Here is a 15,885-nt window from a genome sequence, read left to right as displayed (position 1 = left end):
AATCCATCGTGGGAATGCCGGCACCTTGCAGCTTCCCATCGTGGGAAGGTCAACCGCTCCACCGCTGCCGGAATCGACCGTTGACCTTCCCATGGGGGCAAGCCCGACAGTGCTCCCGCCGGCGATGGGCCGGTCATCTCATCCGAGTCACCATGAAACTCATTGTCGAAGGCATGACCTGCGGGCACTGCGTCCGCACCATCACTTACGCGCTCCAGGCACTGGATCCCGACGCGCTGGTCTCCGTGGATCTGTCCGGCAAGACCGTCATGGTCCAGGGCGGCATCCACCTCGCGGAAGCGACCGAAGCGCTTGCCGCCCAGGGTTATGCCGTTGTCGGCAGCGATGCTTCGGAGAGCGGCGCGTCCGCGAATGCGGGTCAGTGCTGCGGCAGTTGCAAGGCCGCCTGAGGCCTTTGCTCCACGGGGGCGCCGGCCGGGTACGGCGATCCCCGTGCCGGACACTCCAAGGCATCCGCGTCATGGATGCCGGCGTCCCGGGCGCGGCGTCGCATCGCGCGGTTGCAACACTACTTTCATCTGCGCCCCCTAGCATCCACCGGATTTGCCGGACGGCGGATGAGGGAGGGGCGTGGGTGTCTGATCGAACCGGGACAGGGGATGGCAGGGAAAGCGCCCCGGATGATGTCGAGAGGACGCGCTGGTTCATGCACCACATCCTGCCGCACGAAGCGGCGCTGAGGCAGTGGCTGTCACGCCGGGGCGCGGCGGCCGCGTTCGACCTCGAGGACATCGTCCAGGAAAGCTATGCCGTGCTGGCCGAACGCGAGCGCGTGGACGACATCCTGAATCCGCGTGCCTATCTGTTCCAGGTCGCCCATTCGCTGGTCATCCGCAACATCCGCCGGGCGCGGATCGTGTCGATCCTGGCGGTCGAGGACCTGGGCACGGTGGAGTTCGCCGACGAGGCCGCGACCCCGGAACAAAGCGCCATCGCACACGACGATCTGCGCCAGCTGGCGCGGGTGATCGCCAGCATGCCCGGCCAGACCCGCGAGGCATTCGTGCTGCGCCGGATACGCGGGTTGCCGCAGCGGGAAATCGCGGCGCGGATGGGAATTTCGGAGAACACGGTGGAGAAGCACATCGTCCGGGGCATCCGCTGGCTGAACGATTGGTTCGCCAGTGGCGGAAACCCGCCCGCCAAAACCTCTAGTCAATTGGAGCGGGAAAGAAGGCGTGCCAGTGGAAGAGCGCGAAACCAGCCAGAACATTGAGGAAACCGCGGCGCGATGGGTGGCGAGGATGGATCGCGAGCCCCTGTCCGAACGCGAGAACCAGGCCCTGGACACATGGCTCGCCGGCGACCGCCGGCGCCTGGGTGCGTTCATGCGCGCCAAGGCCATCTGGCTGCGCAGCGAATCGGCGCGGGCGCTGGGGCCCCACTACGATCCGGCGGACTTCCTGCCTCCCGGCGCAGCCGCCCCGCCCCGCCCCCGCAACCGCGGACACCGGCGGTGGATGGAATGGGGCGGCGCGCTGGCGGCCTCGCTGTTCCTGGTCGTGGCGCTCGCGGTGACACTGCAGATGCCCAGCGCCTACGCCACGGCCAAGGGCGAGATGCGCATGGTGCCGCTGGGCGACGGCACCACGGTCACGCTCAATACGGATACCCGCATCCAGGTCTACGACGAGCATGGACGCAAACGGATCCGGCTCCTGCGCGGCGAGATGCTGGTCGAGGACGCCAACGCGTCCGATCCCACGCTGGTCGAAGTCGATGGCCGGCAACTGGCCGCCACTCAGGCGAGTTTCATCGTGCGCAAGCTTGAGGGCCTGCCCGTCCAGATTCTCGTGCAGGAGGGACGCGTGGAGGCCATGCAGCCCTCGCGCGGGCGGCTGTCGCTGGGCGCGAACACCGGGCTATCGCTGCGCGATGACGATGCGCGCACCTGGCAGCCCACCACGCTCCCCGCCGGGCAGATGGGACGCGAACTGGCATGGCGGGAGGGCAAGATCGCGCTGCAGGGCGAAACCCTGGCCGAAGCCGCCGTCCTCTACGCGCGCTACAGCGACACGCCCATCGTCATCGCGGATCCGGAACTGGCGCGCATGCAGGTCACCGGGCTGTTCGCCACCCACAACCCGCTGGGCTTCAGTCGCGCGATCGCCGAAGTGTTCGATGCGGATGTGCGCCGCGAGGATGGCCGCATCGTCGTCGCCCGGGCGCATTAAATTTTTTTGACAGATAGCGGAACGCGCATCCGCCGCGGCTCTTTGTTCTCAGTAACGCTCCTCAGCCGCTTGCCGAGAACCCACAAACCATGACCCGCTACAAGAAAGTCCTGTTGACCAGTGCCATCGCCGCCGCCATCGCCTGCTCCCCGCAGGCGATGGCGCAACAGCGCAAGTTCGAAGTCCCCGCCCAGCCGGCCGTCACCGCGATTCCGGAGCTGGCGCGACAGGCCCAATTGCAGATCATCGCGCCGGCCGGCTCGCTGGACGGCATCACCACGCCGGACATCACCGGCGAGATGGATGCGCGTGACGCGCTGAACCAGCTGCTGCGGGACACCGGACTGGAGATCAAATCCGACGAGGGCGGCGTCATCCTGCTGCAGAAGACGGACGCCACCCATCCGGAGCGCTCCCGTCCGGAACAGAAAACCGGCAGCGGCGGCGTGCGTGGCCGCATCCTCAACACCGCGACCGGCGAATACGTGCGCAATGCGGAGGTCCGCGTGGAAGGCTCGACGCTGGTCACCTACTCGGGCGACGGCGGCAACTTCCGACTGGCCGGCGTCCCGGCGGGTGAACACACTCTCGTGGTCCGGTACACCGGCCTGCAGGAGGCCAGGACCACGACCACGGTCACCGGTGGCGAGGTCGCCACGCTGGATGTCGAACTGAAAGTGCCGTCCTACGCGGCCGCCGGCGGCGGCGCCACCGAGATGGACATGATCATGGTCACCGCCAAGCGCGAAGGCCAGGCCAGCGCGATCATGGAACGTCGGGCGGCGATGAACGCCAAGAACGTGGTCGCCGCCGACAACTACGGTGCGCTCACCATGGGCGACGTGGGCGAATTCATGAAATCCATGCCGGGCATCTCGCTGGACTACACCGAGGTGGACGCCACCGCGGTACGCATCGGCGGCCTGGACCCGAAGTATTCGACTTTCACCATCGACGGCGCCCGCATGGCGACCGCCACTTCCAACAACAACACCGGCCGGCAGAACTCGTTCGAACAGATGTCGATCACCGGCATCGAATCGATCGAGCTGAACAACACGCTGACCGCCAGCATGGACGCCGACTCTCCCGGCGGCCAGATCAATCTGCGCAGCAAGTACGCCTTCAACCGCACCGGCCGCCAGATCGTCGCCCAGCTGGGTGGCGTGGGCACGTCCGATTCCACCCTGGCGCGCAAATACTTTCCCGACGACCGCAAGCATTCCACCCTGTACCCGTCCGCCCAGTTCGGCTTCGGCGACGTGTTCATGGAGGGGCGCCTGGGCGTGGAGTTCAACACCAGCTACAACGCCAACTACGTGCAGCAGGACCGCATCCAGACCGACTGGTCGTACCTGGCGGACGGCCGGGTCATGCCGTACCGGGTGATGTGGCGGCCAGGCCCGAAGATGACCAGCCGCACCGCCGCCAACCTGAGCACCGACTACCAGATCACCGACGAACTGGTGTTCTCGCTGCGCAGCACCTATTCGCTCTACGACGTGGAGTACTTCAACCAGTACACGTTCCTGTATTTCGGCACGCCCACGGCCTCGTACGCCACGCCGGATTCCACGCCCACCCACATCGTGGTGAATCCCAACGGCAACAACACCCGCCTGCGCACCGAGTACTCGCACCGCTACGCGGGCACGCCGACCTACACCATCGCGCCCAAGCTCGAATTCAAGGGCGAAACCCTGGAAGCCACGCTGCGCGGCAGCTACTCCCGCTCCGAATTCAACTTCCGCGACAACAGCGAGGGATTCTTCCAGCGCACGGACAACTGGCTGACCGGCATCGGCTTCACGATGGATCGGCCCAATGAAAGCTCCAATGCCTGGACCCTGAACCAGACCGCCGGCCGCCCCTGGGGCGACCCGACCAGTTTCAACCGCGATGCGGACGTCGGCAACAACATCCGCACCGCGGAATCCGATGCCGTCAACGATCAGTACGGCGCCTATCTGGATCTGAAGAAACGGCTCACCGTCCTCGACCAGCCCATCACCCTGATGGGGGGCATGGGCAGCCGAAGCAACGACTGGCGGACCAACGAAGGCTCCTACCAGCAGTTCCAGTACGTCGGGCCCAACGGCGATCTCAGCCAGCGGGATCCGGCGGCGGTCATTCCCTGGACCCACAACTACCAGTTCGCCATCCACGGTTTCGACGCCGGCAACATGAACGCGCAGAACTGGCGCGCGGACAGCCACTACGCGATGTACGACATCTACCGGTCGCACCCGGAGTACTTCGTACCGGATACGGTGGGCAACCTGAAGCGGGTGCTCGACAACAACAAGCACATCCAGGAGCAGGTCGATGCGGCGTACATCGAGGCCCAGACCCGCGTCGGCGCCGCGCGCTTCGACCTGGGCCTGCGCTACGAGAAAACCCGCACCGCCGCGCGGGTCGCCAACGTCCGTCCGCTCAGCGAAGTGACCGAGGCCGGCCTGTCGGTCAACACCGTCGAGGGCCTGCTGTACCAGTACAACAACGGCGCCTACTCCATGCGCCGCGGCGAATACGAAGACTGGTTCCTCAGTGGCGGCATCAAGTACGACTTCAGCGAACGTCTGGTCGGCCAACTGGCCTTCAGCCAGTCCATCCTGCGCCCCGACTACGGCAACCTGGGCGGCGTGGTGTCGGTGAACGACGACACCTTGATCGTCACCGTGCCGAATCCGCTGCTCAAGCCCGAGCATTCCACCAAGTACTACGCCAGTCTGCAGTACTACCTGGAACCGTCCGGCATCGTCGGCCTTTCCTACTACAGGCTGGACATGAAGGACATGCAGGTCACCGGCATCACGGTCGACCCCGAGGATGTCGGCTTCGATCCCGATGAGTATTCCGGCTACACCTTCCGCAGCGCGCAGAACCTGCCGGGCACCAGCACCAACGAGGGCCTGACCCTGGAGTACAGCCAGCAGCTGACCTTCCTGCCCGGCGCCTTCCGCGGTCTCAGCCTGTATGGCTCGTACACCCGGGTCAAACCGGACGGCGAACGCCAGAACATGCCCGAACAGGCGGCCAACTGGGGCATCCGCTACAACTACGGCCGCTTCGATCTGCAGATCAACGGCAACCGCCAGGGCGAGTACCGGGTCAGCGCGCTGGGCAACACGCCGACCACCGCCAACAACGGCATCCTCTACCACACGCCGCGCGAGCTCTGGAACATCAGCGCCAGCTACAAGCTCACCGACAACATCGAACTGCAGATCGCCGGCCGCAACATCTTCAACGAACCCGACGTCATCTATTCCAACGTTCCCGGCCGGGTCCAGCAATACACGGTCTACGGCTCCATGTGGAATTTCGGGATCAAGGCCCGGTTCTGATCGCCTGTCCCCGCGGCCGCGCCTTCAATCGCATGGCCACGGGGTTTCTTCTGTCCGGAGGCGGACGCCCGCGCCCGCCATCCGCCCACGCCCCCGCCGGTTCCCCCAATGCCGCTTCCCCGCTCCGCCCGCACGTTCGTCGATCCCCTTCTCCATCGGCCCCGCCTGGCCCGCGCATGCCTGCTCGTGGCGCTGCTGCTGGCGCCCGCTGCGGGCGTGATGGCCAGCTCCGCGTCCGGGACCTTCGCGCCGCGACCACCGCTGACGCAGAACGGTGGCACCTGGCCTTCCGGCCACGTGCAGGGCATCGCCGTGGATCTGCAGGGCGGATATATCTACTACTCGTTCACCAACCTGCTTGCCCGGTATGACTTCAGCGGCAGATTGGTCGGTACGCTCGTGGGCTGGACCGGCCATCTGGGCGACCTCGACTTCAATCCCGCCGATGGCAAGGTCTACGGTTCGCTCGAATACAAGGACCATGCGGCGTTCTACATCGCGGTCATCGACGTGAACCGGATCGATCGCGTCGGCGTGAACACCGGCGAAGCGGACATCCTGCGCACCGTCTACCTGCGGGAAGTCGCGCGCGACTACGCCGCCGACATGGATGGTAACGGGCGCTTCGACGGCGATGTCGCCGATACCCGGGATCATCGCTATGGCTGCTCCGGCATCGACGGCGTCAGCTTCGGTCCGGCCTTCGGGCATCGGGAGGGCCCCGCCCTGCTGACCGTCGCCTATGGCATCTACGGCAATCCCGATCGCACGGACAACGATCACCAGGTGCTGCTCCAGTACGACGTGGGCGACTGGAATCGGCTGGCCAGGCCTTTGAGCGAAACCGCGCCACATCGCAACGGCCCACGGACGCCGCACGGCAAGTACTTCGTCCGGACCGGCAACACCACCTACGGCGTGCAGAACCTGGCTTACGACGCAACGCCGGGACGTTGGTTGCTGGGCGTCTATCCGGGCAGGAAGGCGTCGTTTCCCAACTACTCGCTGTTCGCGATCGATGCGGACGCGGTACCGGTGACGGGCGACCTCGCCGGTGTACCGGACGCGGATGGCGAAGGCCGGGAACAGGGACACCTGCTCGCGCTGGCCGATGACGGCCTGGAAGACACCGCGACCGGCCTGCGCGGCTGGCACCAGAAAGCCGACGTGGGCCTGCAACCGATCGGGCGTGGCCTGTTCTACCTGGCGCGCAATGCCGGCGGCCGCAACGCGCAGACCGCCGATCTCGAACTGGTGCGCTGGACGGGCGACGCGCGGATGCCGTTCGTGCCGGCGAGCGCGGAGGAACTGCCATGAGCATCAACATCGAACGTCGGCGCCTGATCATCGGCGGCACCCTGGGGCTGGGCGCCCTGATGCTTCCCGGCGGACGCGGTCTTGCCACGGAACTGCTGGGCGCGCGCGGCTTCACCCACAACGTGGCCAGCGGCGAACCGGGACCGGATTCGATGCTGCTGTGGACGCGCTATGTGCCGGCCGGTGGCGTCGAAGAAGTACGACTGGATGTGGAAGTGGCGCTGGACGCCGATTTCATCCGGGTGGTGTCCGGCGGCAGCCTGCGCACCGCTGCCCATCGCGACTGGACGGCCAAGCTGACGGTGGACGGCCTGCGTCCCGGCACGACGTACTGGTATCGCTTCATCGCTCCGGATGGCGCCCGCTCGCCGGTCGGGCGCACCCGCACCCTTCCCGAGGGGCCGGTCGCCCGCTTCGGGCTGGGGCTGTTCTCCTGTTCCAACCTGCCGATGGGCTGGTTCAACGCCTACGCGCACGCGGCCGCGCGCGATGACATCGATCTCTGGTTGCACGTGGGCGACTACATCTACGAGTACGGCATCGCGTCGTACAAGGAGCCCGACCGCATCGCCGATCGCGACGTCATGCCCGCGCATGACCACGAGATGATCAGTCTGGCCGACTATCGCCTGCGCTTCGCCTGCTATCGGGCGGACCCGGATCTGCAGAAGCTGCACCAGATGGCGCCGATGATCGCGCTCTGGGACGACCACGAGATCACCAATGACAGCTGGGAAGGCGGCGCGCAGAACCACCAGGCGTCCGAGGGCGATTGGAACACCCGCCGCGCGGCCGCCATGCAGGCTTACCGCGAATGGCTGCCGGTCTCCGAGGAACCCTGGAAGAGCTACCCGATCGGTTCGCTGGCCACGCTCTATCGCACCGAATCGCGGGTGCTCGCCCGCACGCGCCCGGCCGCCGCGGAACTGGCCACCGCACACCAGGCCGCGGATCCCGACGCCGCCCTGCGCCACTTCCGCGACGGCGCGTGGCGGGATCCGACCGCCACCATGCTCGGATCCGCGCAGGAATCCTGGCTGGCCCACGAGTTCCGCCGCAACAGCGCCGCATCCACCTGGCAACTGGTCGGCATGGGCACGATCATCGGACGTACCCTGATGCCGGAGCAGATGCCGGGCTGGGTTCGTCCCGAAGCCGGCGAACGGGTCGCCGGCAAGTTCCGCAGGGACGTGCGCGCTTCGCGGCTGGGCGTGCCGATGTGGATGGACCGTTGGGACGGCTACCCCGCGGCCCGATCGCGCCTGCTGCACGCCGCCCAGCAGGCCGACGCCGATCTGGTGATGCTGGCCGGCGACAGCCACAACGCCTGGGCGTATTCGCTCGCGGAGGATGGACGGGCGGCGGGCGTGGAGTTCGCCGGGCACAGCGTCACGTCCAATGGCATGGAGGGATCGCTGGCCGCGGATCCCGCCGACGTGGCGCGCGCGTTCGTCGCCACCAATCCGGAACTGGCGTGGGCCGACACCAGCCGGCGCGGCTACATGATGATCGACATCACCCCGCAACGGGTGACCGGGGAATGGGTGTTCATGCGCACGATCAAGGCGCGCAGCCTCGAACTGGCGGGCACGCATCGCCTGGCCGTCGAACGCGGACGGCGCCGGTTCGGCGCCTGATCTCAGCCGTGGCGATCGAGCGCTCCGCGCAGGTCGGCGGCGAAGCGTCGGGCCTGTTCGGGCAGCAGCGTCGATATCGTGATGCGCAGTCCCCGCGCCGCCTCCGCCACGCCGAACGCATCGCCGGCGCGGACCAGCCATCCCTGGCGCGCCAGTTCGCCGGCGACCGCCTGGCTGTCGGCCGCGAGTGGCAACCACAGGTTCAGCCCGTCGGCATTGGCCGCCGCTTCGATGCCTTCCGCACGCAGTGCGTCCACGAGCAGTCGTCGGCGGCGCGCATAGTCCGCGCGGGCCTCGGGCAGCCGCGCGGCGCGTGGTTCCTGCAGGCAGGCCTCGACGATGTCCTGAAGGATGTGACTGACCCAACTGGTGCCGCCCGCCAACCGCAATCGCAGGCGATGCGAGGTCTGGGTGTCGGAAGCGACGAAGGCCAGCCGGAGATCCGGGCCCAAAGCCTTGGACAGCGAGCGTACCAGCGCCCAGCGCTGCGCTTCCTTCGGAATGACGTTGTGATAGGCCGATTCGGCCAGCAGGGCGAAGTGATCATCGACGATCACCAGCACGTGCGGATGGCGTGACAGCACGCCACGCAGGGCCCGCGCACGGGTGACGCCCAGTCCGCAGCCGGTCGGGTTGTGCGCGCGCGGCGTGATGATCACCGCCTGCGCGCCCTGCGCCAGCGCGGCTTCCAGCGCATCGGCGCGCATGCCCTGTCCGTCGATGGGCACGCCCGCGGCCTCGAAGCCCGCCGTGCGCAGTGTATTGATGCTGCTGAGGAAGCACGGATCCTCCACCGCCACCTGATCACCCGGCGCCAGATAGGCCGACAACAGGCGCTCCACCGCATCCACCGCGCCATGGGTCAGATCGATGGCGAAGCCCGCGGGGCAGTCCGGCGAGAACCAGCCCCGCGCGTGCCGCTCCAGTCCGGGATTCACCACCGCCGCGCCGTACAGGCGCGGCGGACGCCGAGAGGCGGCCAGCATGGTGGCCGGATCGGGGAGCCACTCCGGATTCGGATTGCCTCCGGCCAGATCGATCAGTGGCGAGTCGTGATGGCTTCCTTCCTGCTCGCCCAGTACCTCGTTCGCGCGAATCACGGTCCCGAGTCGGCCCTGGGTAACCGCGATGCCGGCCGCGACCAGACGCTTGTACGCGGCGGCCACCGTATTCCGGTTGACGTCCAGCGTGAGGGCCAGGTCGCGCACGGGCGGAAGCGGATCGCCCGGTTGCAGTTGCCCGGTCCGTACCCCCTGGCGGATGCGGTCGAAGATTTCGGCGGAAGTGGAACCGGTGATTTTCATATTGTCCTATGACAATATAGAATCTGGCCTGTGTCAATGAAATCCACCTGCCGTGGCGCCGCCGCGCCCCCGAATCGAAAGGCTCCGGAAGTGAAATCCCCTCCCCCCGCTTCTCCCCCGCCCGATACGTCCCTTCCCACCGCCACCCTTCACGATCGCCATGGCCGCTATCCCCGGGCGGAAAGCGTCGAGGACTTCCGCCACAACCTGGCCGCCGTCGCGGCGCGCATGCAGGCCGCGTGCGCACGCGCGGGACGCGACCCCGCCAGGGTCCGGCTGCTGCCGGTCAGCAAGACGATGGACGAAGCGCACATCCGGCTCGCGCACGCGGCCGGTTGCCGGTTGCTGGGCGAGAACAAGGTGCAGGAAGCGCATCGCAAGTGGGAGGCGATGGCCGATCTGACGGATCTGCGCTGGTCGGTCATCGGCCATCTGCAGACCAACAAGGCGAAACTGGTTGCCCGGTTCGCCGCGGAGTTCCAGGCGCTGGACAGCCTGCGCGTCGCCGAGACGCTGGATCGCCGCCTGCAGATGGAAGGCCGATCGCTGGACGTGTTCGTCCAGGTCAATACGTCCGGCGAAGCCAGCAAGTACGGCCTGCCGCCGGAGGACGTCGCCGCCTTCGTGCGCGAGCTGCCCGCCTGCGCCGCGCTGCGCGTGCGCGGGCTGATGACCCTGGCGGTGTTCTCGGCGGATGCCGAACGGGTGCGCCAATGCTTCGTGCGGCTGCGCGGACTCCGGGATCGCCTGCGCGATGACGCACCGGCCGGCATCGGACTGGATGAACTCTCCATGGGCATGTCCGGCGACTACGAGATCGCCATCGAGGAAGGCGCGACCGTGGTGCGCGTGGGCCAGGCCATCTTCGGCGCGCGCAGCCTGCCCGACAGCCATTTCTGGCCCACCGGGGAAAGCCGCGCATGAACGTCCGGGGCACGCAGGCGCCGGCGTTGTCGGAACAACTGGGAACGGTGGCGCACCAGGTCGACGTCACACGGAAGCCCCCGCGGATCGATGTGGTGTCCGTGCAGTCGCAGGTGGTCTACGGCAGCGTCGGCAATGCCGTCGCGGTCCCCGCCCTGCGGGCGCACGGACTCGCGGTGGCCGCCGTCCCCACCGTGCTGCTGAGCAACACTCCCCACTACCCGACCTTCCACGGCGGCGCCGTTCCGCTGGAGTGGTTTTCCGGTTACCTGTCGGATCTGCGCGCGCGCGCCGCGCTGCGCCAACTGCGCGCCGTGGTGATCGGCTATCTCGGCGAACCCGCCCAGGCCGCGACGCTGGCGACATGGCTCGGGCAACTCCGGGAACGACTTCCGGATCTGCGGGTGTTCATCGATCCGGTGATGGGCGATGTCGACAGCGGCGTCTATGTCGCCCCCGGCATGGTCGAGGCGTATCGCCGGCATCTGCTGCCGCAGGCGGAGGGCATCACTCCGAACGGTTTCGAACTTGCCCAGTTGGTTCCCGGAGCAGGCACGGATCTGGATGGCGTGATCGCCGCCGCCCGACGCCTGCTGCGGGGCCGTACGCGCTGGGTCGTGGTCACCAGCGCGGCGCCCGACGCGTGGGAACCCGACTTGATGTGGCTGGCGGTGGTGACCCGCGATGCCGTCGAAGTGATACGGCATCCGCGCCTGGCCGCCGACAGCAAGGGGACGGGCGATCTTTTCAATGCCGATCTCGCGGCGCGGCTGTTGGCCGGCACGTCCCTGCAGGATGCCGTGGCCCAGGCCAGCGGACACGTCATCGAGGCCCTTCGGCTCACCCTCCGGCATCGCAGTGGCGAACTGCTGCTGCCACCTTCCCCCGGTTCCTCTGGATGACCCATGCCCTGTTACCGCCTTTTCGTCCACCGACACGACAAGCCGCTTGGCCACTTCGACGCCGACAGCGTCGACGCCCTCGATGCGGTCCGGGACATCGCGGCGCGATTGCCCGCGCAGGACGGCTATCGCCTTGAACTCGCCGTCGCGCATGACGAGCGCCGGTTGCTGGAAAGCGGCCCCGATGGTCTGCGCGTGCTGGCCCGCGAGCCCTTGTTCGCGGCCATCCGTCCGTGGGAACCGACGGACGGCTCTTGAAGCAATTGATTAGGACTCCTATCGTATTTGGATGTCAGAGGATCTCCGTCAACGCGAGCAGGCCGCAATCGGCCTGGAACAACTGGCCACGCTGGTCCGCGCGCAGGCGTGGCGCAACGAGGCCCGCGCGCCACTGCCGCCCGTCCAGGCCCAGATCCTGAGGATGCTGGCGGGCGCCCCGCACGGAACGCGCGCGCGCCAGTTGGCGGATCGCCTGAGCGTTTCACCGGCGAGCCTGAGCGATTCGCTCAAGGCGATGGAAGCCAAGGGCTGGATCGTCCGTACCGTCGATGCGGACGACCGCCGCGCATGGCGGGTACGCCTGAGCCGGACCGGTCGCGCCCTGGCAACCCGCCTCCAGCATCCCGCGCGAGGCATGGCCGGCTTGCTGAACGGGCTGGAAGACGAAGACGTGGGCGCACTGCTGCGGGCAACCCAACTGCTGGTCGCCGAAGCGCAACGACAGGGGCTGGCCACAGGCCTGCGCACCTGTCTGGGTTGCCGCTACTTTCAGCCTTTCGCCGGGAAGGCACCGGGCCCACCGCATTTCTGCGGTTTCATCGGCGCGCCCTTCGGCGACGCCGCGCTGCGCGTCGATTGCGCCGAGCAATCTCCCGCCGATGACGAACTGCTGGCCGCGAACCAGGAACGGTTCCGGCTCCGCCATCCGCCCTAGGCGGAAACGAGTGGGCGGCGACCGACTGCCATCGGTCGCCGCCCGGTTCCCCCACCCACCCTGTGAAGAGCAGCAAGAGGAGATTCAAGTATGCGCCATAGAGCCGTTTTCTATCACGCCGGATGCCCGGTCTGCGTCGATGCCGAGCAACAGCTGGCTTCATCGTTGGACCCGTCCCGGTACGACGTGGAGATCGTCCACCTGGGCGAGCAGAAGGCCCGCATCGCCGAAGCCGAAGCCGCGGGTGTGCAGTCCGTGCCCGCATTGGTGCTCGGCGGCTTGCCGCTGCACATCAACTTCGGTGCGGCTCTGGCCGACCTGCGCTGACGGTCCGCCTTCGCGTTCGCGTTTCGATCACGCCGGGCGGGCTTCGGCCCGCCCGGTCCACTTCCCGAAAGGAGATCGCCTCCGCGCCGCCCATGGCGCGGAGGCACCACCCGCATGGACAACACCCATCATCCTTCCGCACCTGACTGGCAGGTGCAGCAATGGTTCAACACGCCCATTCCGCCGACGCTGCAATCGTTGCGTGGCAAAGTGATCGTGCTGGAAGCCTTCCAGATGCTCTGCCCCGGTTGTGTTTCGCACGGATTGCCGCAGGCCATCCGCGTGCACGCCGGATTTCCCCGCGACCAGGTGGCCGTGATCGGTCTGCACACCGTGTTCGAGCATCGCGACGTGATGACGCCAGCGGCGTTGCAGGCCTTCCTGCACGAGTACCGCGTTCCCTTCCCCGTCGGCGTCGATCAGCCCGCGCCACGCGGCCCCATTCCGCTGACCATGCGCGCCTACGCCATGCAGGGCACACCCACCTTGACCCTCATCGACCGCCAGGGCCGCGTCCGCCAGCAACATTTTGGCCAGGTCAGCGACCTGGCGCTGGGCGCACAGATTGGCGCGTTGCTGGGAGAACCCCGCATCGAAACCGACGCCGGGAACGACGTCGCCGGGTGCACCGACGACGGCTGCCCGATCGGCACCGCGTCCGCTTCTACCGGGGAGGCCGAATGAAGAACGCGATCGTCATCCAGCACGTCGGCTTCGAGGATACCGGACACCTGGCGCCGCTGCTGCGCGAGCGCGGCTATCGCATCACCACCTATCACCCGCCGGCCGACGAGGTCTGGTCCATAGACCCGCTGCACGTCGATCTGTTGATCATCCTCGGCGGTCCCATGAGCGCCAACGATCATGTCCACGATCCGTCCATCGCGGACGAGTTGAGACTGGCGACGGTGATCGCCGAACACGGCACCCCGCTGCTCGGCATCTGCCTGGGTGCCCAGATCATCGCGCTGGCGCTGGGAGGAAGCGTCGCGCCGATGCCGGCGCGCGAGATCGGGATGGCACCGGTGCGCCTGACCGACGCGGGCCTGCACTCATGCCTGCGCCATCTCGCCAACGGCCAGCCGGTGCTGCACTGGCATGGCGAATCCATCGGCCTGCCGCCGCGCGCCGAGCGCCTTGCGGAAACCGATGCCTGCCCGGTCCAGGCGTTCCGACGGGGAACGCGCATCCTCGGATTGCAGTTCCATCCGGAAACGGACCTGCTTCGCCTGCATGAATGGACCGGGGGTCATGCCGGCGAGGTTCGCGAGAGTGGCGTGGAGGCCGAAGCGCTCCTCGAAACCGGTCGACGACAGGCCGACCCGATGCGTGAGCTGTGCCGGCGGGTTCTGGGTGAATGGCTGGACGGGCTGCCCGCCTGACGCCACTACGCCGGGATGGAGACGGACATCAGGGGACCCGCCGCGTGTTCCAGTCCGCGACCTGACGCCTGGTTTCCGCCAGCATGCGATCCAGATCGGCGCGATCGTGGACGGCGCCGCGCAGCACCACCGCGCGGATCGCGCGGGTCGCCGCCATGTCCTCCAGCGGATTGCGATCCAGCAGCACCAGATCGGCGGCCTTGCCCGGCGCGATGTCGCCGTAGCGATCCAGCCGATCGAACCAGGCCGGGCCGGCCCGCGTCGCCGAAGCCAGGGCCTGCGCCGGCGTCAGTCCTTCCTTGACGTAAAGCGCGAGTTCCTCGTGCAGGCCGATGCCGGGATAGTTGTATGAATTGAGGAAGCCCGCATCGGTGCCGGCCATGATCGTCACCCCGGCCTGCTGCAGCAGCGGCAGCACCTCCGCCAGTTGATGGTAGTGCGCGTGCCGGGCCGTCACCTGTTCCGGCGTCGCCTTGGCGGCGCGCTCCACCCGCCACGCGTAGGTCGCGCGCAGGCCCGGCCCGATGTAGGCCAGGTAATCGTCATCCTGGTGATCGTCCGCATCCAGGAAGTCGATGATCCGCCCGCCGTTGAGGGTGGGCGTGACGAAAACGCCCGCCGCCGCCAGCCGGCGGTAGGCGGCCAACGCGGTATCGCGATCGAATCCGCGTTGCAGGCGCCGGTTGGCTTCGGCGCGATCGATGCGGCCGGCGGTGAAATCGGCGGCGATCGCCGCCTCGTCCTTCACGCCGGCCTTGAAGGCGTAGTCGATGTGCTCCAGCGAGCGGATGCCGGCGTCCACCGCCTGCGAGACCGTCAGCGCCATCGGAATGTGGCCGGAGGTGCGCATGCCGGCTTCGCGGGCGCGCGACAGCGCATACAGGAACAGCGACGGGGTCAGCGTACTGTCGGTGATCTTGACGAAGTCCACCCGATCCTCGCGCAGGCGTGCGAGCGCCGCGTCGACACCGGCTTCATCGCCGACTTCCAGGGTGCCTTTCCAGACCGGCCGGATGCCCTCGATCTTGGCGCCGGAAGTGAACAAGCGAGGGCCGGCCAGGGAACCTTCCCGAATCGCCGCGCACCAGGCCAGCACCTGCTCCGGCAAATCCCCCGAGGCGTCGCGGATGCTGGTGATGCCATGCGCGACATACAGCGGCAGCAGCGCCTTGTTCTCCTCGATCAGCGCGGGTCCGCCACCGAAATGCACGTGCATGTCCCACAGGCCCGGAATCAGGAAACGGCCCTGTCCGTCGACAACGCGCTTCGCCCGCCAGCTTCCGGCGACGTCCGCGTCCGGCCCGACCGCGATGATGTCCTCCCCGCGCAGCACCACGGCCTGGTCCGGCAGGATGCGCGCGTTGGCGACATCGACGACGGCGGCGTGACGGATGACGACATCGGCCTGCTCGACGGCGTGCGCCGGAAGCGCGAACGCGAGGGCCAGGGGGAGCGCGGAAAGCAATGACTTGAACATGGAGGAATCCGAAGCTGCGGAGTGGAACCCGCGCCGGACGACGCACGGGAATCGAAAAGGCTGGCTGCGCGAGTGGAGACCCGCGCAGCCAACCGATGCTGGAAGGGAAACGACAGGCCAGACCACCCGGCTGGACCTG

Annotated in this window: 15 protein-coding genes; 13 read left to right on the top strand and 2 right to left on the bottom strand. The window is 67.7% G+C overall.

Features of this window, described 5'->3' with window-relative positions:
• Positions 1-152: 152 nt before the first annotated feature.
• From AC3DEZ_RS16515 to AC3DEZ_RS16490, 6 genes are all read left to right on the top strand, one after another.
• Positions 153-410, top strand: coding sequence for a heavy-metal-associated domain-containing protein (locus AC3DEZ_RS16515; RefSeq protein ID WP_488389192.1), 258 nt, complete (start codon positions 153-155; stop codon positions 408-410).
• A 257-nt stretch (positions 411-667) separates the two neighbouring features.
• Positions 668-1,237, top strand: a complete 570-nt coding sequence (locus AC3DEZ_RS16510) for an RNA polymerase sigma factor (protein WP_488389191.1) — start codon at positions 668-670, stop codon at positions 1,235-1,237.
• Between the two features lie 28 nt (positions 1,238-1,265).
• On the top strand, positions 1,266-2,195 hold the full coding sequence (locus tag AC3DEZ_RS16505; RefSeq protein WP_488389190.1) for a FecR family protein: 930 nt from the start codon (positions 1,266-1,268) through the stop codon (positions 2,193-2,195).
• An 89-nt stretch (positions 2,196-2,284) separates the two neighbouring features.
• Entirely contained in the window at positions 2,285-5,542 is a 3,258-nt protein-coding gene (locus AC3DEZ_RS16500) for an outer membrane beta-barrel protein (RefSeq protein WP_488389189.1), read from the top strand.
• A gap of 108 nt (positions 5,543-5,650) precedes the next feature.
• Positions 5,651-6,859: a hypothetical protein gene (locus tag AC3DEZ_RS16495; protein WP_488389188.1), complete on the top strand. Its 1,209-nt coding sequence runs from the start codon at positions 5,651-5,653 to the stop codon at positions 6,857-6,859.
• On the top strand, positions 6,856-8,496 hold the full coding sequence (locus AC3DEZ_RS16490) for an alkaline phosphatase D family protein (protein ID WP_488389187.1): 1,641 nt from the start codon (positions 6,856-6,858) through the stop codon (positions 8,494-8,496). Before AC3DEZ_RS16495 ends, AC3DEZ_RS16490 begins: the two co-directional genes overlap by 4 nt.
• Before the next feature lie 2 nt (positions 8,497-8,498).
• Here the strand turns inward: AC3DEZ_RS16490 and ptsJ are convergent, their stop codons facing one another.
• A complete protein-coding gene (gene ptsJ / locus AC3DEZ_RS16485; protein WP_488389186.1) occupies positions 8,499-9,800 on the bottom strand; it encodes a MocR-like B6 salvage transcription factor PtsJ in 1,302 nt (433 codons plus the stop codon).
• A 228-nt stretch (positions 9,801-10,028) separates the two neighbouring features.
• On the opposite strand from ptsJ, the gene AC3DEZ_RS16480 reads away from it, so the two are divergent.
• The 7 genes from AC3DEZ_RS16480 to AC3DEZ_RS16450 all read left to right on the top strand — a co-directional run bounded on the left by AC3DEZ_RS16480 (position 10,029) and on the right by AC3DEZ_RS16450 (position 14,269).
• Positions 10,029-10,724, top strand: coding sequence for a YggS family pyridoxal phosphate-dependent enzyme (locus AC3DEZ_RS16480; RefSeq protein ID WP_488389325.1), 696 nt, complete (start codon positions 10,029-10,031; stop codon positions 10,722-10,724).
• A complete protein-coding gene (gene pdxK / locus AC3DEZ_RS16475; protein WP_488389185.1) occupies positions 10,721-11,626 on the top strand; it encodes a pyridoxine/pyridoxal/pyridoxamine kinase in 906 nt (301 codons plus the stop codon). The genes AC3DEZ_RS16480 and pdxK overlap by 4 nt, the downstream gene beginning before the upstream one ends.
• A 3-nt stretch (positions 11,627-11,629) precedes the next feature.
• Positions 11,630-11,884: a hypothetical protein gene (locus AC3DEZ_RS16470; protein ID WP_488389184.1), complete on the top strand. Its 255-nt coding sequence runs from the start codon at positions 11,630-11,632 to the stop codon at positions 11,882-11,884.
• 31 nt (positions 11,885-11,915) lie between these two features.
• The gene (locus tag AC3DEZ_RS16465; RefSeq protein WP_488389183.1) at positions 11,916-12,560 is read left to right on the top strand and encodes a MarR family winged helix-turn-helix transcriptional regulator; all 645 of its coding nucleotides are present in this window, start codon (positions 11,916-11,918) and stop codon (positions 12,558-12,560) included.
• A 90-nt stretch (positions 12,561-12,650) separates the two neighbouring features.
• A complete protein-coding gene (locus AC3DEZ_RS16460; RefSeq protein ID WP_488389182.1) occupies positions 12,651-12,887 on the top strand; it encodes a hypothetical protein in 237 nt (78 codons plus the stop codon).
• Positions 12,888-13,001: 114 nt separating this feature from the next.
• Positions 13,002-13,571, top strand: coding sequence for a redoxin domain-containing protein (locus tag AC3DEZ_RS16455; protein ID WP_488389181.1), 570 nt, complete (start codon positions 13,002-13,004; stop codon positions 13,569-13,571).
• Positions 13,568-14,269: a glutamine amidotransferase-related protein gene (locus tag AC3DEZ_RS16450; RefSeq protein WP_488389180.1), complete on the top strand. Its 702-nt coding sequence runs from the start codon at positions 13,568-13,570 to the stop codon at positions 14,267-14,269. The genes AC3DEZ_RS16455 and AC3DEZ_RS16450 overlap by 4 nt, the downstream gene beginning before the upstream one ends.
• 28 nt (positions 14,270-14,297) lie before the next feature.
• Here the strand turns inward: AC3DEZ_RS16450 and AC3DEZ_RS16445 are convergent, their stop codons facing one another.
• Complete coding sequence (locus tag AC3DEZ_RS16445; protein WP_488389179.1) at positions 14,298-15,746, bottom strand: amidohydrolase family protein; 1,449 nt, start codon at positions 15,744-15,746, stop codon at positions 14,298-14,300.
• Positions 15,747-15,885: the final 139 nt, after the last annotated feature.

It is taken from the genome of Pseudoxanthomonas sp. 134C1 (assembly GCF_057773065.1).
This window is presented reverse-complemented; position numbering and strand designations above follow the sequence as displayed.